18 protein-coding genes and 1 pseudogene are annotated in these 19634 nt (G+C 73.2%); 8 read left to right on the top strand and 11 right to left on the bottom strand.

Annotation, left to right across the window (positions count from 1 at the left end; genetic code table 11):
* The first annotated feature begins 94 nt into the window (after positions 1–94).
* A complete protein-coding gene (locus ACFRAR_RS32310) occupies positions 95–1306 on the top strand; it encodes a serine hydrolase domain-containing protein (RefSeq protein WP_380702720.1) in 1212 nt (403 codons plus the stop codon).
* A gap of 61 nt (positions 1307–1367) precedes the next feature.
* Here the strand turns inward: ACFRAR_RS32310 and ACFRAR_RS32305 are convergent, their stop codons facing one another.
* A complete protein-coding gene (locus tag ACFRAR_RS32305; RefSeq protein WP_380702718.1) occupies positions 1368–2387 on the bottom strand; it encodes a hypothetical protein in 1020 nt (339 codons plus the stop codon).
* A gap of 110 nt (positions 2388–2497) precedes the next feature.
* On the opposite strand from ACFRAR_RS32305, the gene ACFRAR_RS32300 reads away from it, so the two are divergent.
* A complete protein-coding gene (locus ACFRAR_RS32300; protein WP_380702716.1) occupies positions 2498–3088 on the top strand; it encodes a TetR/AcrR family transcriptional regulator in 591 nt (196 codons plus the stop codon).
* Here the strand turns inward: ACFRAR_RS32300 and ACFRAR_RS32295 are convergent.
* Positions 3085–3750: a TetR/AcrR family transcriptional regulator gene (locus ACFRAR_RS32295; protein WP_380702714.1), complete on the bottom strand. Its 666-nt coding sequence runs from the start codon at positions 3748–3750 to the stop codon at positions 3085–3087. The two genes, ACFRAR_RS32300 and ACFRAR_RS32295, sit on opposite strands and share 4 nt — an antisense overlap.
* A 101-nt stretch (positions 3751–3851) precedes the next feature.
* Between ACFRAR_RS32295 and ACFRAR_RS32290 the strand changes: the two genes are divergently transcribed.
* Both ACFRAR_RS32290 and ACFRAR_RS32285 read left to right on the top strand, forming a co-directional pair.
* Positions 3852–4595 (top strand): SDR family oxidoreductase, encoded by a 744-nt coding sequence (locus ACFRAR_RS32290; RefSeq protein ID WP_380702712.1) that lies wholly within the window; start codon positions 3852–3854, stop codon positions 4593–4595.
* Positions 4596–4706: 111 nt separating this feature from the next.
* Complete coding sequence (locus tag ACFRAR_RS32285) at positions 4707–5123, top strand: hypothetical protein (RefSeq protein WP_380702710.1); 417 nt, start codon at positions 4707–4709, stop codon at positions 5121–5123.
* A gap of 31 nt (positions 5124–5154) precedes the next feature.
* On the opposite strand, the gene ACFRAR_RS32280 is transcribed toward ACFRAR_RS32285, so the two are convergent.
* Positions 5155–6666 carry a carbohydrate binding domain-containing protein gene (locus ACFRAR_RS32280; RefSeq protein WP_380702708.1) on the bottom strand — a complete coding sequence of 504 codons (1512 nt, stop codon included), beginning with the start codon at positions 6664–6666 and terminating at the stop codon, positions 5155–5157.
* A gap of 611 nt (positions 6667–7277) precedes the next feature.
* On the opposite strand from ACFRAR_RS32280, the gene ACFRAR_RS32275 reads away from it, so the two are divergent.
* Positions 7278–8231, top strand: coding sequence for an aldo/keto reductase (locus tag ACFRAR_RS32275; RefSeq protein WP_380702706.1), 954 nt, complete (start codon positions 7278–7280; stop codon positions 8229–8231).
* A 73-nt stretch (positions 8232–8304) separates the two neighbouring features.
* Here the strand turns inward: ACFRAR_RS32275 and ACFRAR_RS32270 are convergent, their stop codons facing one another.
* From ACFRAR_RS32270 to ACFRAR_RS32255, 4 genes are all read right to left on the bottom strand, one after another.
* Complete coding sequence (locus ACFRAR_RS32270) at positions 8305–8931, bottom strand: GNAT family N-acetyltransferase (protein ID WP_380702704.1); 627 nt, start codon at positions 8929–8931, stop codon at positions 8305–8307.
* Positions 8932–9058: 127 nt separating this feature from the next.
* Entirely contained in the window at positions 9059–9742 is a 684-nt protein-coding gene (locus ACFRAR_RS32265; RefSeq protein WP_380702702.1) for a nitroreductase family protein, read from the bottom strand.
* A gap of 139 nt (positions 9743–9881) precedes the next feature.
* Positions 9882–11519, bottom strand: a complete 1638-nt coding sequence (locus tag ACFRAR_RS32260; protein ID WP_380702700.1) for an ABC-F family ATP-binding cassette domain-containing protein — start codon at positions 11517–11519, stop codon at positions 9882–9884.
* A gap of 94 nt (positions 11520–11613) precedes the next feature.
* The gene (locus ACFRAR_RS32255; protein ID WP_380702698.1) at positions 11614–12834 is read right to left on the bottom strand and encodes a hypothetical protein; all 1221 of its coding nucleotides are present in this window, start codon (positions 12832–12834) and stop codon (positions 11614–11616) included.
* 543 nt (positions 12835–13377) lie between these two features.
* Between ACFRAR_RS32255 and ACFRAR_RS32250 the strand changes: the two genes are divergently transcribed.
* Positions 13378–14991, top strand: coding sequence for an ABC-F family ATP-binding cassette domain-containing protein (locus ACFRAR_RS32250; protein ID WP_380702696.1), 1614 nt, complete (start codon positions 13378–13380; stop codon positions 14989–14991).
* 14 nt (positions 14992–15005) lie between these two features.
* On the opposite strand, the gene ACFRAR_RS32245 is transcribed toward ACFRAR_RS32250, so the two are convergent.
* On the bottom strand, positions 15006–16514 hold the full coding sequence (locus ACFRAR_RS32245) for a S41 family peptidase (RefSeq protein WP_380702694.1): 1509 nt from the start codon (positions 16512–16514) through the stop codon (positions 15006–15008).
* Positions 16515–16755: 241 nt separating this feature from the next.
* Between ACFRAR_RS32245 and ACFRAR_RS32240 the strand changes: the two genes are divergently transcribed.
* Both ACFRAR_RS32240 and ACFRAR_RS32235 read left to right on the top strand, forming a co-directional pair.
* The gene (locus ACFRAR_RS32240; RefSeq protein ID WP_316520489.1) at positions 16756–16968 is read left to right on the top strand and encodes a hypothetical protein; all 213 of its coding nucleotides are present in this window, start codon (positions 16756–16758) and stop codon (positions 16966–16968) included.
* Between the two features lie 4 nt (positions 16969–16972).
* Positions 16973–17131 (top strand): annotated as a pseudogene (locus ACFRAR_RS32235) (toxin Doc); the annotation flags it as partial.
* A gap of 33 nt (positions 17132–17164) precedes the next feature.
* Here ACFRAR_RS32235 and ACFRAR_RS32230 read toward each other — a convergent pair.
* From ACFRAR_RS32230 to ACFRAR_RS32220, 3 genes are all read right to left on the bottom strand, one after another.
* Positions 17165–17815: a Pr6Pr family membrane protein gene (locus ACFRAR_RS32230; protein ID WP_380702692.1), complete on the bottom strand. Its 651-nt coding sequence runs from the start codon at positions 17813–17815 to the stop codon at positions 17165–17167.
* Between the two features lie 232 nt (positions 17816–18047).
* Entirely contained in the window at positions 18048–18761 is a 714-nt protein-coding gene (locus tag ACFRAR_RS32225) for a response regulator (RefSeq protein WP_380702690.1), read from the bottom strand.
* The coding region (locus ACFRAR_RS32220; RefSeq protein WP_380702688.1) for a sensor histidine kinase at positions 18758–19634 on the bottom strand (877 nt) is incomplete at its 5' end. The genes ACFRAR_RS32220 and ACFRAR_RS32225, both read right to left, overlap by 4 nt.

Genomic DNA, 19634 nt, shown 5'->3' with positions numbered 1-19634 from the left:
AGCCCCTGATGTCCCGCGCGGGCACGGCAGAAAGACTCGTCGCCGGGCCGGGAACCGCCGGCCCGGCCGATGACCAGCCTGGAGCCGACCGCACATGAACGCGAACGCGCACAAGAACCAGACCCGTTGGACCGTCCTGGCCGCCGCCGGAGCCCTGGCGGTCGCGCTGACGGTCGGGGCGGGTACGCCCGCGCTCGCCGTGGCGCCCGCTGCCGGGGTGTCATCGAGTGCGTCCGCACTCCCACCCCTGGACAGGGCGGCGGTCCGGGCCGCGTTCGACCGGCGGCCGGCCGCCGACGTCTCCGCCGGGTTCGTGCGGATCACCGGTTCCACGGGGAAGTTCGAGGGCGTCTCGGCGGAGCGCGGGATGGCCGTGGACCCGCAGGGCCGGTTCCGGATCGGGTCGGTCTCGAAGATCTTCACCACCACCGTCGTCCTCCAACTCGCCGCCGAGGGACGGGTCGACCTCGATGCCGACGTCCGGCAGTACCTCCCGGACTTCCCATACGAAGGGGTGAAGGTCGGGCAGCTGCTCAACCACACCAGCGGACTGCCCGGCGGCACCGGCATGCCCGGGGGGGACGGCACCACCGGTTGGTTCGCCGAGCACAAGTTCGACTTGTTCGCCCCCGGGGAGGTCCTCGCCTCGATGAAGGGCCAGACGCTGGGCTTCGACCCCGGAACCGCCCAGCAGTACAACGGCATGAACACCTTCGTCGCCGGACTGGTGGTCGAGGAGGTCACCGGCCACCGCTACGCCGACGAGCTGCGCGACCGGATCATCCGCCCGCTCGGCCTGCATGACACCTCCCTCCCGGACGGCGACGACCCGAGGCTGAGGCGCCCCGCGAGCCATCCGTACCTGACCGTCCCCGAGGTCGGCGGCGGCTCGCACCGGGTGGACGTGACCGAGCAGAGCCCGTGGCCCTGGGCCGAGGGCGGCATGATCTCCAGCGCCCCGGACCTCGACCGCTTCATGACCGCCCTGTTCCGGGGCCGTCTCCTCCCGCCGGCCCAGCAGGAACTGCTGTTCACCGTCCCGGACGTGCCGGTCGCCGCACACAGCACCCACTGCCCGGGCGGCAAGGCGTGCATGAGCATGGGCCTGGAGAAGCTTGAGTCGGACGGCGTGGTGGCCTGGGGCAAGACCGGCGCCCGCCCCGGCTCCACCAGCGGCGTCTTCGCCACCCGCGACCTCTCCCGGACGGTCGTGTACTCGGTCGACCCGACGGCCCTGAACGGCGCCGAGATGCCGTACGTCCTCGGTCTGGTGACGTCCGCCTTCGGCATGTCCTCCATCGGTTGACGGAACGCTTCGCGCGAGAAGTCGGCCTGGCCGACTTCCCGCGCAGTGGCGGCGGGTGGGGTCAGTGGGTGCGGTGGTAGTCGGCGATGGTGAAGAAGGCCTTCTTCGGGTCCCAGGGGACGCCTGGGTACGTGCTGCCCGCGCCGTGCTCGTAGGTCTTGACGATGCCGTAGCTGGCCAGGTCGAGGTCGTCGCGGGGGTCGCCGTCCGGGCGGTGGACGTGGTCGTAGAGGGCGAAGGTGAAGACGAAGGTGGCGTCGATGCCGCCGGCGTCGAACGCTTCCAGCAGTTCGCGCACGTAGGCGGCCTGCCCGGCCTCGTCGCGCTGGTACGGGCCGTCGAGGCGGACCGGGCCGTTGTCGTCGTACTCGACCGCGTCGAGGCCGAGCGCGCCCCGGTCGCCGGCGCCGCGGTAGGTGGCGGCGCCGAACTCGGTGATGGCGACGGGCTTGCCCTGGTCGGTCAGGGCGCGGACGCCGTCGGCGAAGCGGTCGGCGGTCTCGGCGGAGCGGTAGAGGTCCAGTGAGACCAGGTCGAAGGGCTCCCAGTCGACGCGCTCCAGCGGCACCGCGGCGTACGTGACACGTCCGCCGAACCGCTCGCGGACGGCGGCCACCGCCCGGCCGAGGAACGCGTTGACCCGGTCGGCGACCGCCCCGAGGTGCTCGCGCACCTGCTCGGGCCGGGCGAGCAGGGCGACCCGATCCGCCGTACTGGAGCCGGGCAGGAAGCCCGGGTTCATCAGGCTCAGTTCGGCGCCGGTCACGAACACCACCTCGGCCCCGCGCCGCCGCAGCCGTTCCGCGCGCTCGGCGCAGTCGGCGAAGAGCTCCAGCATCGCGTCGGCGGTCAGTTCCAGCGGGTAGGGCGAGAACCAGACCTCCAGGCCGAGGTCGGCGGCGTACCCGGCGGCGAGTTCGATCCGCTCCGGGTCGCCACCCATGACGCGGACGGCGGTGCAGTGCAGCTCGTCCCTGATGACCCGCAGCTCGCGTTCGACCACCTCCGGGTCGAACCGGTGCCGGGAGTACGTCCCGTTCTTCACGAAGCCGGTGTCGTAGCTGATTCCCTTGGCACGCATGTTCTTCCGCCTTTCCGGCGAGAGGAAATTTACGGTACGGCCAGTACCCTAGTTGCCGATGGCTCGGTGCGGCAAGAAGGATGGGGGCGGTCTACGGAGAGGGCGACGGCATGGCCGGGCAGACGCGGCGTCGCGGGGCGGCGCTGGAGGAGGCGATCCTGCGGGCGGCGGTCGAGGAACTGACCGGGTCCGGGTACGCCGGGCTGACCATGGACAAGGTCGCCGCCCGCGCCGGCACCAACAAGAACGCCATCTACCGCCGCTGGCCCAACCGGCTGGCCCTCGGCATCGCCGCCTACAAGCAGCTGGCGAAGACCGCCCCGCTCCCCGACACCGGTGAACTGCGCGGCGACGCACTGGAGTTGCTGCGCCAGGCGAACCGCCACTGGAGTTCTCCGCTGGGCGCCGTGCTGCGCGAACTGCTGGCCGCGGCCGGCGGTGCGACGGAGTTCCTGGCGCAGTTGCAGGACCAGTCCGGTGACGCGGCGGCCGCGCCCTGGCTCACCGTCCTGGGGCGCGCGGTCGCCCGGGGCGAGCTGGCCCCCGAGGTGCTGCGCCCCCGGGTGGCGACGGTGGCCGTGGTGCTGCTGCGCAACGAGTTCGTGGTGCGCGGGGTGCCGACGGCGCCGGACGACGTCCTGGTGGAGATCGTGGACGAGGTGTACCTGCCCCTGCTGCGCGGGCGTCGCCCGCAGCGCTAGCCTGCGGCGTTCCCCCTGGTCAGCGAGTCGGCGAGGCGTTGCGCGGTGTCCGCGTCCAGGGCGTCGTGCCCGAGCAGGAAGCGGTACCAGAACACGCCGTAGACCTGGTCGGCGATGAGGTCCAGGTCGGCGTCACCGGCGAGGTCGCCGCGCTCGCGCCCCTTGGCGAGGAGGTCGCGCAGCGCGGTGCGGCGGGCGGCGGTGAAGCTCCGCATCAGGTCGGCGAGGTGCGGGTCGCGGGCGGCCTCGCGGGCGACGGCGCGCAGCGCGGAGGCGGTGGTGTCGCGCTGGGCGGCGTCGAAGGTGGTGGCGATGAAGGCGCGGAGGTCGGTGCGCAGGTCGCCGGTGTCGGGGCCGTGGACGTCCTGCTCGGCGCGGTCGGTGAGGGCGTCGAGCAGGACGGCGCCCTTGGAGGGCCACCAGCGGTAGACGGTCTGCTTGCCGACACCGGCCGTCCGGGCGATGGCGTCGATGGTGACGGGCGTGCCGTCGGACTCGGCGAGCAGGCGGAGTGCGGCGTCGAGGATCGCCCGGTGGGCGGCCTCGTTGCGCCGGCGCCCGGTGTGCGGGCGGGCGGTCGGGGCCTCGACGGCCTCGCCGGCCTTGGTGGCCTCAGTGACTGCGACGGCTTCGGTGGCTTCGGCGGCCTTGGTCTCGCTCATCGTGTTCCCTCTCCTCCGACCCCCGCTTGACAAGACTATCAGTCTCGACAACCATCATTGCCGGAACCGATGGTCTCGACAAGTCGAAAGGCCCCACCACCATGAGCACTGCGTCAAACCTCTTCACCGGACAGCGCGTCGTCGTGATGGGCGGCAGCTCGGGCATCGGCGAGGCGGCGGCCACCGCCTTCGCCGCGGACGGCGCCGAGGTCGTGGTCACCGGCCGCGACCGCGACCGGCTCGACGCCGCCGTCTCCCGGATCGGCGGCAAGAGCAGCGGCCGGCAGCTGGACGCGGCCGATCCGGCCGCCCTCGCCGCCTTCTTCGCCGAGACCGGCACGGTCGACCACCTGGTCGTCGCGGTCAGCGGCGCGGCCGGCAGCGGTCCGTTCGCCGGGCTGGACCTGGACGAACTCGCGGCCGGTTTCGACGGCAAGTTCTGGCCGCAGGTGCGCGTCCTCCAGGCGGCGCTGCCGCACCTGCGCCAGGACGGCTCGGTCACCCTGATCACCGCGGCCTCGGCCCGGGCCGCCTTCCCCGGCACCGCCGGACTGGCCGCCATCAACGGCGCGTTGGAGGCGATGGTCCCGCCGCTGGCCGTGGAGCTCGCCCCGCTGCGGGTCAACGCCGTCTCGCCCGGCGTGATCGACACCCCGTGGTGGGACCGCGTTCCGGCCGAGCAGCGGGCCGCGCTGTTCGAGGGCCTCGCCGCCACCACCCCGGCCGGCCGGGTCGGCCGCGCCGAGGACGTCGCCCGGGCGATCCACCTGCTGGCGGCCAACGGCTTCGTCACCGGGGTGGTGCTCGACTGCACCGGCGGTGCCAACCTGCCCACCGGGCGCTGACCCGGGCGCTGACCCGGGCGCCGGGGCGCGGGGCCGGGGCGCGGCGTACCTCCGCCCCACCCCGCGCCGGCCGGCCGGGCCGTTGTCAGAGGTCGCACCTATGGTCCGACCGTGAACGTTCCCGAGGTCATCCCGATCAGCCACCGGCCCGGCTACCGCACCGACACCATCGGCAGCTGGCAGGGCGGGCAGTTCCTCGCCTCGGCCCTCTGCCTCGGCGCCCGGTCCTACGCCGTCCTCCACCAGTTCGACGCCGCCGGCCGTCACCTCGACTCGCGGATACGCGCCACCGGCGAGGCGGAGGCCAAGCGGCTGCTGGGGGAGTGGCTCGACGCCCTGCCCGGCCGGGAGTACGGGGACATCGCGATCGCCCCGTTCGCCGTGCGTGTCGACGGCGAGCTGTTCGGCCTGGTCCGCGAGGACTACGAGAAGGACGAGGTGGAGGAGGAGGACGAGCGGGTGCACTTCGAGCTGTACCCGGACGGCCTCGGCTTCGACGCGCCGTGGTGCGGCTGCTACGACACCTGAGCAGCCGCACCGTACGCCCCCGCGGGGGCGCTCAGCCCGCGTACTGGTTGAGGATCTTCGCGAACTCGTACGGCTGCTGCGGGATGTTGGTGCACTTGGCCAGCGAGCCGCCGGTGCAGGCGTTGGCGTCCCGGGTGGCGTCCCAGAAGGCGAGCATCCCGAGGTGGTTCTGCTTGGCGAAGGTCACCAACTGCTGGGCGGCGGCCTGGTTGTAGATCTGGTGGTCGTCGTTCTCGCCGATCATCGGGGTGACGCCGACCATGGCCCACAGCTGGGCGTCGGTCTTCGCCGGGTAGAGCGCCTTGAGCTGGCCGAACAGCGACTGCGCGGCCTGGACGGCGGCGTTGCCGTAGTCGGTCCCGGTCCGGTAGTAGTCCATCGCCATGATGTTGACCACGTCGACGGCCACCCCGGCGTCCCGGGCGGACTTGACGATGGCGACGCCCTCGGCCGTCAGGCCTTCGGGCAGCACGGGCAGGGTGAAGGAGACCTTCAGTCCCGGGTGGGCCTGCTGGAGCTTGGCGAGCGCGGCGGAGCGGCGGTCGTTGGAGACGGTGTCGGCGATGGCCGCGCCCTCGATGTCGAAGTCGACGTAGCGCAGGTTGTAGGCGCTCACCACGGCGTCGTACTCGGCGAACAGCGAGTCCACCGTGGTGCAGGCGGCGGCGAGTTCGGTGCCGGCGGCGCCGCCGAAGGAGACCTTGACGTCGCCGCCGGCCGCGCGCAGCGCGTCGACCTGGTCCTTGGCCCAGGCGGTGCGCGGGTCGTAGGCGTTGAACCAGCTGGCCTTGCAGCCGACACCGGTGACGAAGCCCATCGTGTAGCCCTTGAGGCCGCCGGACTTGGCCATGTCGGGCATCGACGGGGTGGGCCAGGCGCCCATGTCGATGTACGGGGCGACCGGGAGCGCGACGTTCGGCGGCGGGGTGGACGGGCCGCCGGTGGGCGTGCCGGTCGGGCTCGGCGGGGTCGAACTCGGCGGCGGGGTCGACGGGTTGCCGCCGCCGGGGCCGGTCAGTGCGATGTCGTCGGCGAGGTAGCCGCCCTGCCCGTACCAGCCGTGCAGGTAGACGGTGACGCTGGTGGTGGCCGGCCCGGTGGTGAAACTGGTGGACAGCTGCTGCCAGTTGGGGCCGCCGGCGGTCCAGACGGCCGGGTCGGTGACGCCGCTGCCGGTGGCGCCGAGGTAGACGTACTGGCCCTGCACCCAGGCGCTGAGGTTGTAGGTGGTGTTGGGCTGGACGGCGACGGTCTGGCCGCACTGGGCGGTGTCGCTCGCGCTCACCGCGCCCTTGAGCGCGTAAGTCCCGCTGTGCGCACCGGAATTGATCACACTTCCGGTTCCGGCGGAACAGCTCCAGGGGCTGAGTGCGCCGCTCTCCAGGCCGCCGTTGACGAGCAGGTTGCCGTCGGCGGCTCCGGCGTTCCCGGCGAGGACGGTCAGGCCGCCGGCGGCGAGCGCGGTGGCCGCGGCGAGGCTCAGCAGGGTGGTCCGGCGGGCGGGGCGTCCGTGCGTGCGGGCATGCGGAAGCGCGCTGGGCATGTGGGGTGCCTCTCGGGACGTGGTGGCCGCCCGCGCCGCGAGGGGGAGCGCGGGGCGGGCGGCGGCCTGGGGGTGGTCCGGTGCGGGGGAGGAGCGCGGTGCTGAGCATCAAACTGGACTAGACCAGCTGTGCACGTCAAGCGCTTCCCGGGCGTGGACGCGTCGCCGAGAGCAGGTTTTGGAAACCGTTGGGACGGGGGTGGGGCGGCCTTGGGTCGATCAGTCGGGTGCTCCCTGATGGGCGGTACGGCGATGAGCCGATGATCTGCTGCACACAGAGCGTCGGCCGTCCCGGTGGCCCTGCCAAGACCGGACGGACGGCGTCCGGTGGTGTGCGAGGCCGGTGAACTGGCTCCCGTGCGCCGGTTTGGCGGCTGGTCACCCGTGGTGGCCCGGTGGGACGCCCGGTGGGACGCCTGGAGGCGAACGAGGGCGACGGCGAGGGGTCGACGGCCGGGGCTCCGGGGTGGTGGTGAAACCGGAGGTGCGCGCCCCGCTTGCACCACCGCTCCGGAAGGACTTGACCTTGAGCGCACTCCAAGGTGAAAGCTGAACGCGTTGATCACTCACCGCCGCGGGAAACCGCGGAACCCCACGACAGGAGCACCGTCATGCGCAAGGCCCCGTTCGGTAACAGCGGCCCCGAGATCGGCGTCATCGGCCTCGGCTGCATGGGGATGACCTGGGCCTACGACGTCCGCAACCGGGACGACGAGAACTCCGTCCGGGTGATCCGGCAGGCGCTCGACCTCGGCGTCAGCCTGATCGACACCGCCGACATGTACGGCCCGTACACCAACGAGGAGGTGGTCGGCGCGGCACTGGCCGGCCCGTACCGGGATCGCGCCTTCCTGGCCACCAAGGTGGGCATCGTGCCGGGCGGCGCGGGCCAGCAGGAGCGCAACGGGCGGCCCGAGCACGTGCGCCGCTCGATCGACGAGAGCCTGCGCCGGCTGGGCACCGACCACGTCGACCTCTACCAGCTGCACCGGGTCGACCCGGAGGTCCCGATCGAGGAGACCTGGGGCGCGTTCGCCGAGGCCGTCGCGGCGGGCAAGGCGCGGAGCATCGGCCTCTCCGAGGCGACGGTCGAGGAGATCAAGCGGGCGCAGAGCGTGCACCCGGTGGCTTCGGTGCAGTCCGAGCTGTCGCTGTGGACGCGGGACGTGCTGGCCGAGGTGCTGCCGTACACCGAGTCGCAGGGCATCGCCTTCCTGCCGTTCTCGCCGCTCGGCCGGGGCTTCCTCACCGGCGGCATCACCTCCGTCGACGAGCTGCCCGCCGACGACTTCCGCCGCCGGCTGCCGCGCTTCCAGCAGGACGCGCTGAGCGCCAACCTGGCACTGGTCGGGAAGGTCCGGGCGGTCGCCGAGCGGATCGGCGCCAGCCCCGCGCAGGTCGCGCTGGCCTGGGTGCTGGCGCAGGGCCGGTACGTCTTCCCGATCCCGGGCACCAGGACGCCGCGCTACCTGGTGGACAACGTGGGCGCGGCCGGGGTCGAACTCTCGGCGGCGGACCTGGCCGAGCTGGACGCGCTGCCGGCCGCGACCGGCGGGCGCTACTGAGGCTGGGCGTCACCGGGGCCGGGCGTTACCGAGGTCGGGCGTTACCGAGGCCGGGCGCTACCGAGGCCGGGCGCTACCGAGGTCCGTCCGGGAGCCGGTGCTCCTTGACCCACACCAGCTGCCGTCCGGTCTCGGCCGGAGCCCGGACGGCGGCCCGGGTGATCCGCTCCAGCCGGTAGCCGAGCTTGCGCGGGACGGCCGCGCTGGCGCCGTTCGCCCGGTCGCAACGGATCTCCACCCGGACGATCCCGGGCAGTGCCAGCGCCGCCTCGGTCAGTGCCCCGGCCGCGGCGGTGGCGATGCCCCGGCCGACGTGCCCGGCGGCGACCCAGTAGCCGATCTCCAGCGCGCCCGGGCCGATCCGCCCGTGCAGGCCGAAGGCGCCGATCACGCTGCCGGGTTCGGCGTCCAGACCGGCCAGGTACATGAAGTCGGTGCCGGCCTCCCAGGCGGCGGCGCCGGCCCTGGTCAGCTCGGCGGTCCGCGGCCGGGAGGGGGCTTCGGCCGCCCACTCCATCCAGGGCCGCAGATGGTCCAGGTTGACGCGGACGGCCTGGTCGAGCGCCGCCGTGTGGGTGCTGCGGCGGCGCCGCAGCCAGAGACCGCCGGGCAGCCGCAGCCGTTCCGGCGGCCGCCCGGCGGTCACCTCCGCCACCGTCGGCGGCGGGGGGCCACAGGACCGTGGCTGCGCCTGGCTCATGACGGTGATTATGTCCTCGGCCGGGACCCGCCACCATCCGCCGTCCCTCTGGCAGCGGGCGCGCACGGCCCGGTGCACGGCCCGGCGCGTGACCGCGCGGGTCCCGGTGCCCCGGCGCCCCGGCGCGTCAGAGCCGGACCATCACCTCGTCGAGCTCCTTGCGCCGCAGGTCCGGCACACGCGCCCCCTCGGCCGGGTAGCCGACCGGGATCACGTACGCCGCGCGCTCCTCCGCCGGGCGGTCGCACACCTCGTTGAGGAACCTCATCGGGCTCGGCGTGTGGGTCAGCGTCGCCAGCCCGGCCTGGTGCAGCGAGGCCAGCAGCAGCCCGACCGCGATCCCCACCGACTCCTTGGTGTAGTACGGGCGCGGCGAACCGGGGCCCTTGTGCACCTCGAACACCACGATCACGGCCGGCGCGTCCTCCAGGAACGGCTTGCGCCAGTCGGTGCCGATCGGGGCGAGCGCGGCCAGCCACTCCTCCGAGGCCCGGTGGCCGTAGAACTCGCGCTCCTCGGCCTCGGCCGCCTCGCGCAGCAGCCGCTTGCGCTCCGGGTCGGTGATCACCACGAACCGCCAGGGCTGCACGTGCGCGCCGCTGGGCGCGGTGCTCGCGGTCCGGACCGCCCACTCGATCACCCCGTCCGGGATCGGGCGGGTGGAGTAGTCGCGGACGGTCCGGCGCTGGGCCATCACGTCGTGGAAGGACCTGCTGCGGGCCTCGGCCTCGTGGGCGGGCACCGTCATGGGAGTGAGCGGGACGGTCGGATGGGACGTCCCCGCCACGGCGATGTCTGTGCTGTCAACCATGGCGGACAGCACAGCACATGACGGCCCCTCCGGGAAGAGGTCCAGACCGACAGGTCCAGACCGACAGGTATAGACCGGGAGGTGTAGGCCGGGAGGTGCAGGCCGGGTGGCAGGGGCCGATCGGCGAGCCGGCGGAGGCCTACAGCTCGTGCACCCGCCCGTCCCGGACCTCGATCCGCCGGTTCACCGCCACCGCGTCCAGCATCCGCCGGTCGTGGGTGACCAGCAACAGGGTGCCGGTGTACGAGCCGAGCGCGGACTCCAGCTGCTCGATCGCGGGCAGGTCCAGGTGGTTGGTGGGCTCGTCCAGCACCAGCAGGTTGACCCCGCGGGCCTGGAGCAGCGCCAGCGCGGCCCGGGTGCGCTCACCGGGGGAGAGGGTGCCGGCCGGGCGCAGCACGTGCACCGCCTTGAGGCCGAACTTGGCCAGCAGGGTGCGCACCTCCTCCGGCGAGAGCTCCGGCACGGCGGCCGCGAAGGCGTCCGCCAGCGGCTCCCCGCCGAGGAACAGGCCGCGCGCCTGGTCCACCTCGCCGACCACCACGCCGGAGCCCAGCGAGGCACTGCCGCCGTCGAGTTCGAGCCGGCCGAGCAGGGCCGCCAGCAGGGTGGACTTGCCCGCGCCGTTGGCGCCGGTGATGGCGACCCGGTCGGCCCAGTCGATCTGGAGGTCCACCGGGCCGAAGGCGAAGTCGCCGCGCCGCACGCTCGCCCCGCGCAGGGTGGCGACCACGGAGCCGGAGCGCGGCGCGGTGGCGATCTCCATCCGCAGCTCCCACTCCTTGCGGGGCTCCTCGACCACGTCCAGCCGCTCGATCATCCGCTGGGTCTGCCGGGCCTTGGCGGCCTGCTTCTCGGTGGACTCGGTGCGCATCGCGCGCCCGATCTTGTCGTTGTCGGAGGACTTGCGGCGGGCGTTGCGCACGCCGTTCTCCATCCAGCCGCGCTGCATCCGGGCGCGGGCCTCCAGCGAGGACTTGGTGTCGGCGTACTCGTCGTACTCCTCGCGGGCGTGCCGCCGGGCCACCGCCCGCTCCTCCAGGTACGCGTCGTAGCCGCCGCCGTACAGGTTGACCTGCTGCTGGTGCAGGTCCAGCTCCAGCACCTTGGTGACGGTGCGGGCCAGGAACTCGCGGTCGTGGCTGATCAGCACCGTGCCCGTGCGCAGGCCCTTGACGAAGGACTCCAGCCGCTCCAGACCGTCCAGGTCGAGGTCGTTGGTGGGCTCGTCGAGCAGGAAGACGTCGTAGCGGGAGAGCAGCAGCGAGGCGAGACCGGCCCGGGCGGCCTGGCCACCGGACAGGGCGGTCATCGGCAGGTCCAGCGAGACCTTCAGCCCGAGCGAGTCCGCGACCTCCTCGGCACGCTCGTCCAGGTCGGCGCCGCCCAGGTCCAGCCAGCGCTCCAGGCCGACGGCGTACGCGTCGTCGGCGCCCGCCCGGCCCTCGACCAGGCCCTCGGTGGCCTCGTCCAGCGCGGCCTGCGCGGCCGCCACGCCGGTGCGGCGGGCCAGGAACTCGCGCACCGACTCGTCCTCGCGCCGCTCTGGCTCCTGCGGCAGGTGGCCGACGTTGGCGCTCGCCGGGCTCAGCCGCAGCGAGCCGCCCTCGGGGGTGTCCAGGCCGGCCAGCAGGCGCAGCAGGGTCGACTTGCCGGCGCCGTTCACGCCGACCAGGCCGATCACGTCGCCGGGGGCGACCACCAGGTCCAAGCCGGAGAAGAGGGTGCGTTCGCCGTGGCCGGCGCTGAGGTCCTTGACTACGAGTGTCGCGCTCATGATGGGGCCGATTGTAGGAGGAGCGGGCCCGGCGGCGGAAAAACCGGGGGCCGCGGCCGTGGCGGACGCGGCCCCCGGGTCACCGCTCAGCGGATCACTTGGCCTTCTTCGAGAAGTACTCGAACATGTGCTGGGCCACGTCCTCCAGGTACGGACCGGCCTCGTAGGTGTTCCCGGCGTTGCCGATCGAGGTGTCGCTGACCAGGGCCGGCTTGCCGTCCTTGGTGGCGTACCAGCCGCCGCCGCTGCTGCCGCCGGTCATGTTGCAGCCGATCAGCAGCATCGCCGGGCGGCTCGGGTCGCCGGTCTTCCTGGACGGCTTGCCGCCGTCGCAGTGCTCCAGCTCGACGCCGTCGAAGGGCTTGCCCTCCGGGAAGCCGTAGTTGCTGACGGTGCCGACCTGGTCACGCGGGGCGTTGAACCAGAGCGGGACGGAGCCGCCGACGGTCTCCTCCAGCGACTTGCCGCCCGGGTTGGGGTTGGCGACCTTGATGATGCCGAAGTCGTACTGGCTCCACGGGCCGCCCTTCTCCGGGTCGGCCTCGGCGGTCCACTGCGGCGAGACCATGCCCGAGGTGGCGGTCCACTCGCCGTACGGCTCGGCGTCCTCCAGCTTGGCCTGCCGGTTGCCGTTGCTCAGCACGCCGTTGCTGTTGAAGGCCGGGGCGAAGGTGATGTCGGTGTAGTACTTGTTGCCCTTGCCGCCGTGCAGGCAGTGGCTGGCGGTCCACACCAGGTTGCTCTTGCCCGGGTTGGCCGGGTCGGAGACGACGGTGCCGGAGCACACGTAGTCCTCGCCGCCGTCCTTGAAGAAGATCTTGCCGTTGACGTGCATGTTCTTCGGGAACGGGTGCGCCACGGGCTTGGCCGGGACCACGGCGGGCAGCTGGTCCGGACCGCCCGGCTGGGCCGCGGTGGGCTGGGTGGTGGCGGGCGCACCGGTGGCCGGCGCACCGGTGGGCTGCGCGGGCGGCTGGGTCGCGTCCGGCGAGGGCTGCGGCAGCGGCTTCGGCTTGGCCTCCAGCAGCTTCTGGAGCGTCCAGTAGCCCTTGACCGCCGGGGTGATCACGTTGGCCTGGGCCCACTTGTCCCAGTCCTCCAGCTTCCAGGTCTTCAGCTCTTCGAGCGTCGGAAGCTTGATCGGTGCCGCGCCCGGCTTGCCGGAGGCGGTGGCGCCGACGGTGGCGCCGGCGGTGGGAGCCGCGGTCGCCGGCGGGTCGGTGTTGTCCGGGCCGCAGCCGGTGGCGACCACCATGGTCAGCGCGGCGACGGAAGCGCCCAGGACGGCACGGCTCGGCCGGGATATCGGTGACATGCGTTCAAATCCCCCTGTTGACTACCGCCATGCGGCCCGGTCCCCGGGTGCGGCCCCACTCGGCCGCAGGCATGGCAGGTGAGGAGTCTGCCATGCGGCGAGGACACTCCCGCCATCCGGACCCGACCGGGACGGGGGTGTCACCGGATCGGCATCGGATCGGCGCCGGGCCCGCGTGGCGCGGGGTCCGCATGGCGCGGGGTCCGCATGGCGCCGGGCCTGAGCCGCGGCGCAGGCGGGATCCCGGGCACCCGGGCTCCGGGTAATTCGGTTGCGGGCGTCGTGCCGGGTGCCTAACGTGGTCCGGGTCATCAGCCAGACAAGGAGAAGGCCGTTGCTCTACTGAGGTCCCGGGACACCGCCCCCGCCGCGCAGGCACTGCTGCCGTCGCGCGGTGCGCGAGTGTGCGACCTCAGTCACGGCCCGTGGCGCTCCTCTGCGTGACGCCACTTCTTCGTCTCCCCCGGCCGTCCCCGGTTCCGCACCCGCGGTGTCTCCCCGTGTTGCTCACCATCCCTTCGGCAACCACCCCGGGAGGCCTGTATGGCACACCAACCCACCACCACCGCCGTCCTCTGCTCCGAGCTCTCGTTCGAGTGGCCCGACGGCAAACCCGTCCTGGACGGCTTCCACCTCGCCGTCGGCCCCGGCCGCACCGGCCTGATCGGGCTCAACGGCGCGGGCAAGTCCACCCTGATGCGGCTGATCGCCGGGGACCTCACCCCCACCGGCGGCACCGTCAAGGTCGCTGGCGAACTCGGCTACCTGCCACAGGGGTTGACGCTCGACACCACCCTCAGGGTGGACGAGGCGCTCGGCATCCGGGCCGCCCGCGAGGCCCTGCACGCCATCGAGTCCGGCGACACCCGTCAGCACCACTTCGACGCGGTCGGCGACGACTGGGACGTCGAGGAGCGCGCCCGCGCCACCCTCGACCGGCTCGGCCTGCACCGCCTCGGCCTGGACCGCACCACCGGTGAGCTCTCCGGCGGCGAGGCGGTGCTGCTGCGGCTGGCCGCGCTGCTGATGGCCCGGCCCGACGTCCTGCTGCTCGACGAGCCCACCAACAACCTCGACCGGGCCGCCCGTGAGCGGCTCTACGAGACGGTGGCGGGCTGGAACGGCGTGCTGGTGATCGTCAGCCACGACCGCGAGCTGCTCCGGCACGTCGACCAGATCGCCGACCTTCGGGACGGCGAAGTCACCTGGTACGGCGGCAACTTCGACGACTACGAGCGCACCCTCGCGGCGCAGCAGGAGACGGCCGAACGGCTGCTGCGCAACGCCGAGGCCGATGTCCAGCGCCAGAAGCGGGACTTGGTCGACGCCCGCAGCCGGCTGGAGCGCAGCGCCGCGTACGGCAAGAAGCGCTCGGTCACCCGCAACGACCCGCACATCTTCGCCGGCATGCTCAAGCGCAAGGGCCAGGAGACGGCCGGCCGGATCCAGGGCATGCACACCGAGCGGCTGGACGAGGCCAAGGCGCGGCTCACCGCGGCCGAGGAGGCGGTCCGCGACGACGCCGAGATCCGGATCGACCTGCCGCGCACCGCCGTCCCGGCCGGCCGCACCGTGCTCACCCTGGACAAGGTCCGGCTGCCCCGCGGCACCACCGCCGACCTCGACCTGCGCGGGCCCGAGCGGATCGCCCTGGTCGGCCGCAACGGCGCCGGCAAGACCACCCTGCTGCGCACCATCGCGGGCGAACTCGCCCCACTGGAAGGAGAGGTGATCACCCCGGTGCCGCTGCGGCACCTCCCGCAGCGGCTCGACCTGCTGGACGACGACCGCTCGGTGGCGGAGAACGTCAAGCTGTTCGCCCCCGCCGCCGGGGACAACGCGGTCCGCGCCCGGCTCGCGCGCTTCCTGTTCCGCGGCGCCCGGGCCGACCAGCCCGCCGCCACCCTCTCCGGCGGCGAGCGGTTCCGCGCGACGCTGGCGGCCCTGCTGCTGGCCGACCCGCCGCCGCAGCTGCTGCTGCTCGACGAGCCGACCAACAACCTGGACCTCGCCAGCGTCCGCCAGCTCACCCAGGCGCTGGCCGCGTACCGGGGCGCGCTCATCGTGGCCAGCCACGACGTGCCGTTCCTGCGCGGCCTCGGCCTCACCCGGTGGCTGGAGCTGGACGGTGAACTGCGGGCGGTGGAGCCGATGTAGCGACTACGGCAGGGCTACGGCTGTCGGCCCTGGTCGTCCTGGTCGCCTTGGTCGCCTTGGTCGCCTTGGTCGTCCTGGTCGCCCTGCGCGTCCTCGGTGAGGATCCGGCGGGCCGTGCTCAGGGCCGAGTCCCTGAGCCCAGCCAGCTCGTCGGTGGTGAACACCGGGGTGCGGACGTTCGGCGGGATGCCCGGCCCGTCGAAGGTGCTGCCGTCCCGGGTGAGGTACTTCTCGTTCGGCAGCCCGACCAGCAAGTCCGGTGAGAGCGTTTTGATCATCACGTCGGAGTAGACGCCCTGGGTGTTCTCGCCGACCCGGAGCACGTGCGGGGAGCGGCCCATCATGGCCTGGGTGAAGGTCTCCGCCGCGCTGGTCGAGATCGAGGAGGTGAGCACCGCCACCGGACCGTCGAAGTGCGTGCCCGGCGAGGGGCGTACCGTGATCGGCTCGGGCCGGGTGAACTTCGTCGGGTCGGCCGGGTCGTTGCGCGCGACCTTCCGGTAGGCGAGGTAGGGGCGATCGGTGAGCCGGGCGGCGATGTGCAGCCCGAGCGCGTCCGAGCCGCCGCCGTTCAGCCGGACGTCGATGACCAGGCCGGCGAGGTGGTCCGGGTCGGCCAGCACGGCGTCCAGCGCCCGGTCCAGTTCGTCGAGCTGGTTCTGGTGGCCGCCTGGGGCGTACCTGCCGAAGCTGCTCACCCGGAGGTAGCCGATGCCGTCGGGGAGCCGGCCCACACCGAGCCGGCCGTTGGCGAAGAGCTGCTCCGGGCCGGTGAGCTGGGCGGCCGAGGCCTGCCGGGCCCGGACGGTCAGCTCCTCGGTCTCCTCCGTCGTCCCGGGCCGCTGCCCGCTGAAGACCGGTTTCGCATGCCCGTTGACCACCCGGGCCAGTGCGGTGTGGGCGTCGCCGAGCGGGCTGAGCATGTCCGCGAAGATGTCCTGGAGCCGGTCGACGGTCGTCGCCGGGGTGATCGTGCGCCGCTTCTCGTCCCGGACGGCGTGCCAGTCGGTGCCCTTGGCAGCGAAGAAGGGGTAGTTCTCCTCGAACTCCTCCCAGAACCGGTCGAAGACCGCCAGCGGGTCGTTCGGGGCCGGTGTGGCACACAGCGGCGGCAGGGCGTCCAGGCGATCGAGCGACTTGCTGCCGACCCCGCCCTCCTCGTGTTCCACGGCCCGGTTCCGGCCCCTGGGGGTGAGGGTCAGGGCGTTGTCGCCCATCACGTAGCGGATGGTGCCGTCAGGGCCGGGCGCCGCGGCCTGCGTGGCGGTGATCCACCCGGGCACACAACTGTGCGCGGTCACGTCGTACGTGGTGAGCCGGTTCCCGGAGACCGCGACCAGCAGACCGTAGCCCTCCATCCGCCACACCCCCTCCATCGGGTTCGCCGGCCCGCCCTGAAGGGCTGTCGCCCCCTGGGCCGCTGTCTCCCCCTGGGCTGCGGCCGCCCCCGGCGCCGCCAGCCCCGCCGCCGTCGCGAGCGCCACCGCCGCGGCCGCCGCCCTGCCCATGCTCCTGCGTGTCATCTCCGGCCTCCGCCGAAACCCCGGTCTCCCCCGCGGAACCCCTCCGCCACCGCTCCCTTCCGACGCTAGGGCCGGCCGCGCCGCCCGGGCGTCATCCCCGATGCGGTAGCCGCTTCCTCCTCCGGGCCCATGCGCACCCGGCGGAACCATCCCCGGGCGTGTCGACAGCGGGCCGTTTCGGTGCGGGTGGAAAGCCGCCGGGTGTGCCCCAACTCCCTTTCGCTCCAGTACCATCGGCGCTATGCCTGCGCTCAACATCGAGTACACCGAGCACGAGCTCGCCGCGATCCGTGAGGCCGCCGCCGCGGACGGCAAGACCGTGAAGGCGTACGTCCACGACCTCAGCGTGCGGGAGCAACAGCGACGGGTCTTCGTGGACCACGCGGTGGCGTTCTGGAAGTCGCACCGGGCCGAGTTCGACGCCGCGTTCCCCGAGGACGCACCCGCCGCGTGAGCGCAACAACCTGTACGCCTGCATGACGACGGCCGCGTACATGCACGCGGCCGGTGAGGGGGTCGACCCGCCGTACGGGGAGCTGGTCGAGCTGGCCCGGGACATCGCCGAGGGCCGGGCGGACGTGTACGCGGCGGCCGACCGGATCCGCGCCTGGCGGATCCGGGGCCGGCCGCCGCGTGGTCCTTGTCGGGCGCTACGCCTTGGGTGCCGGCCGCAGCCTGCCCGCGATCCGCGTCCCGAGCCGGTCCAGCCCGACGACGAGGGCGGCGAGCACCACGAACTCGACGGTCAGCAGGGCGATCTGGCCCCAGACGTAGCCGTAGCCCTTGGTGGTCGGGTCGAAGAAGAAGTACGGGTAGGGCATCGGGTAGTCGTCGAACAGCGCGTTGCGGGTGAGCACGATCGCCGCGTAGCCGAGCGGGAAGGCCAGCCAGAGCGGTATGTCCTTCCAGGCCGAGGCGTTGCGCGGCTTGAACACCAGCCAGTCGGCGATCACCATCACCGGCGTCACGTAGTGCAGGAAGAACGACGACCAGTGCGCCAGCTTGTCCGGCCCGCTGACCAGCCCGGGCAGCGGGTTGGCGCCGTGTTCGAGCAGGATGTGCGAGACCAGCCCGGTGATCAGGATGTACAGCGTGGCGGCGCCGCGCAGCCGGGGCGCGGGCGCGTCCACGGTGCCGCGCTTGGTCATCCAGTACACGGCGCCGATGAAGTAGCCGAACACGATCACATTGCTCTGCACGGTGAAGTACACCAGTGGCGCGGTTCCGAGGCTCAGGCCGAGGCCCGCCGAGAGCACGATGCCCATGCGCCACCACAGCGCGGGTCGGGTCCGGACTGTCATGCGGCCACCAGTTCGTTTCAGGCGATACGGGAGGTATCGGGCGTCAGGAGGGAAGGCTGCACTCTACTCGCTGGTACCGATCGGATGGAACCCGCGTTCGACGGTCGTGGCTGGTCGAGGGCCCCTGACGGGCCTGGAGGGGCGTCCTGGACGGGCCCCGGGTGGATCCCTGAGCCGGTGTCCTGAACGGATGCTTCGAACGGATGCCCCGAGCGGATGCCTTGAGCGGGTGTCAGCCCGGCAGCACGAAGCCCGACTCGTACGCGGCGATGACCGCCTGGGTGCGGTCCCGCGCGCCCAACTTGGCGAGCACGCTGCCGACATGGGTCTTCACCGTCTCCTGGCTCACCACCAGCTGCCGCGCGATCTCGGCGTTGTTGAGCCCGGTGGCCATCAGCCGCAGCACCTGCCCCTCCCGCTCGGTCAGCCGCCCGATCGGCCCCCGGTCCGCCGCCCCGGCCTCCCGGCGCCGGTCCGCGCCGTGACGCAGCGCGAGTTCGCGGACGGCCGCCGGGAAGAGCAGCGAGTCCCCGCGCGCGACCAGCCGTACCGCCTGGAGCATCTCCTCCGCCCGGGCCCGCTTCAGCAGGAACCCGGTGGCGCCCGCGCGCAGCGCGTCGTACACGTGGTCGTCGTGCTCGAAGGTGGTGACCACCAGGATGCGCGGCGGCGGGGTCATCCCGTTGACCAGCGTCTCGGTGGCCCGGATGCCGTCGATGCCGGGCATCCGGACGTCCATCAGCACCACGTCCGGGCGCAGTTCGCGCACCAGCGGGACGACCTCGGCGCCGTCGCGGGCCTCGCCGACCACGATGAGGTCCGGTTCGCTGTCGATCACCACCCGCAGGCCGAGGCGGACCAGCCGCTCGTCGTCCGCGATCACCACCCGGATGCGGTCCGCGCCCTCCTGGGCCGTGCCCTCGTGGTGCACGTTCTCGTGGTTCACGTCGTCCCTCCCACCGGCAGCCAGACGGCCAGCCGCCACGTCGTTCCGTCCTCGCCCGGCCCCGCCGTGCTGCCGCCGCGCAGGGCCGCCGCCCGCTCCCCGATGCCGCGCAGCCCGCGCCCGCCGCCGGGGCGGCTCGGGCGGGCGGCGCCCAGCGGGTTGGTCAGTTCGATCTCGATCCGGCCGTCGGTCAGCGCGACCCGCAGCCCGGCCGGCGCCGGCCCGGCGTGGCGCAGCACGTTGGTCAGGCCCTCTTGCACGATCCGGTACGCCTCCCGGGAGACCGCCGGTGGCAGCGAGGCCAGCCCGGGCGCCAGCTCGGCGTCCACCGCCACTCCGGCGCGGCCGAGCTGGCGCAGCAGATCGTCCAGCCCGGCGAGGGTGGGGCCGGCCGGCTCGGCGGCCTCCGGGTCCTCCTCGCGCAACAGCCCGAGCACGGTGTCCAGTTCGGCGACGGCCGCCCGGGCGGTCTCCTCGATCGCCGCGAGCGCCTCGGCGGCGAAGTCGGGGTTGCCGCGCAGGACCCGGGAGGCGGCCGCGGCCTGGATGCCGACCGCGCTGAGCGCGTGCCCGACCGAGTCGTGCAGCTCGCGGGCCAGCCGGTTGCGCTGGGCGAGCACGGTGGCCCGGCGCTCGGCGGCGGCCACGCGCTCCTCCGGGGTCGGGCCGAGCAGGGCGGGTGCCCAGTGGGCGAGCAGCGCGCCGCAGGCGGTGTTGGTGCCGAGGATCAGCAGCAGTACACCGAGGCCGAGGACGGGGCCGTTGGCCAGCCAGCCGACGACGTGCCGCTGCCACATCTCGACGAACTCGTCGGTCCCCTCGAAGCCGCAGACCATCACCACCGCGAAGGGCGTCCCGACGAGGGTCATCCCC

This window comes from Kitasatospora sp. NPDC056651, assembly GCF_042792155.1.
Classification (GTDB): domain Bacteria; phylum Actinomycetota; class Actinomycetes; order Streptomycetales; family Streptomycetaceae; genus Kitasatospora.
This window is presented reverse-complemented; position numbering and strand designations above follow the sequence as displayed.

Bases quoted from the DNA above. Each gene is read 5' to 3' on its own strand.
- ACFRAR_RS32295 (WP_380702714.1), bottom strand. From the start codon at position 3,750: ATGAGCGAGACCAAGGCCGCCGAAGCCACCGAAGCCGTCGCAGTCACT.
- ACFRAR_RS32240 (WP_316520489.1), top strand. From the start codon at position 16,756: ATGCCTGCGCTCAACATCGAGTACACCGAGCACGAGCTCGCCGCGATC.
- ACFRAR_RS32275 (WP_380702706.1), top strand. From the start codon at position 7,278: ATGCGCAAGGCCCCGTTCGGTAACAGCGGCCCCGAGATCGGCGTCATC.
- ACFRAR_RS32260 (WP_380702700.1), bottom strand. From the start codon at position 11,519: ATGAGCGCGACACTCGTAGTCAAGGACCTCAGCGCCGGCCACGGCGAA.
- ACFRAR_RS32255 (WP_380702698.1), bottom strand. From the start codon at position 12,834: ATGTCACCGATATCCCGGCCGAGCCGTGCCGTCCTGGGCGCTTCCGTC.
- ACFRAR_RS32300 (WP_380702716.1), top strand. From the start codon at position 2,498: ATGGCCGGGCAGACGCGGCGTCGCGGGGCGGCGCTGGAGGAGGCGATC.
- ACFRAR_RS32280 (WP_380702708.1), bottom strand. From the start codon at position 6,666: ATGCCCAGCGCGCTTCCGCATGCCCGCACGCACGGACGCCCCGCCCGC.
- ACFRAR_RS32250 (WP_380702696.1), top strand. From the start codon at position 13,378: ATGGCACACCAACCCACCACCACCGCCGTCCTCTGCTCCGAGCTCTCG.
- ACFRAR_RS32245 (WP_380702694.1), bottom strand. From the start codon at position 16,514: ATGACACGCAGGAGCATGGGCAGGGCGGCGGCCGCGGCGGTGGCGCTC.
- ACFRAR_RS32265 (WP_380702702.1), bottom strand. From the start codon at position 9,742: ATGGTTGACAGCACAGACATCGCCGTGGCGGGGACGTCCCATCCGACC.
- ACFRAR_RS32270 (WP_380702704.1), bottom strand. From the start codon at position 8,931: ATGAGCCAGGCGCAGCCACGGTCCTGTGGCCCCCCGCCGCCGACGGTG.
- ACFRAR_RS32290 (WP_380702712.1), top strand. From the start codon at position 3,852: ATGAGCACTGCGTCAAACCTCTTCACCGGACAGCGCGTCGTCGTGATG.
- ACFRAR_RS32310 (WP_380702720.1), top strand. From the start codon at position 95: ATGAACGCGAACGCGCACAAGAACCAGACCCGTTGGACCGTCCTGGCC.
- ACFRAR_RS32305 (WP_380702718.1), bottom strand. From the start codon at position 2,387: ATGCGTGCCAAGGGAATCAGCTACGACACCGGCTTCGTGAAGAACGGG.
- ACFRAR_RS32230 (WP_380702692.1), bottom strand. From the start codon at position 17,815: ATGACAGTCCGGACCCGACCCGCGCTGTGGTGGCGCATGGGCATCGTG.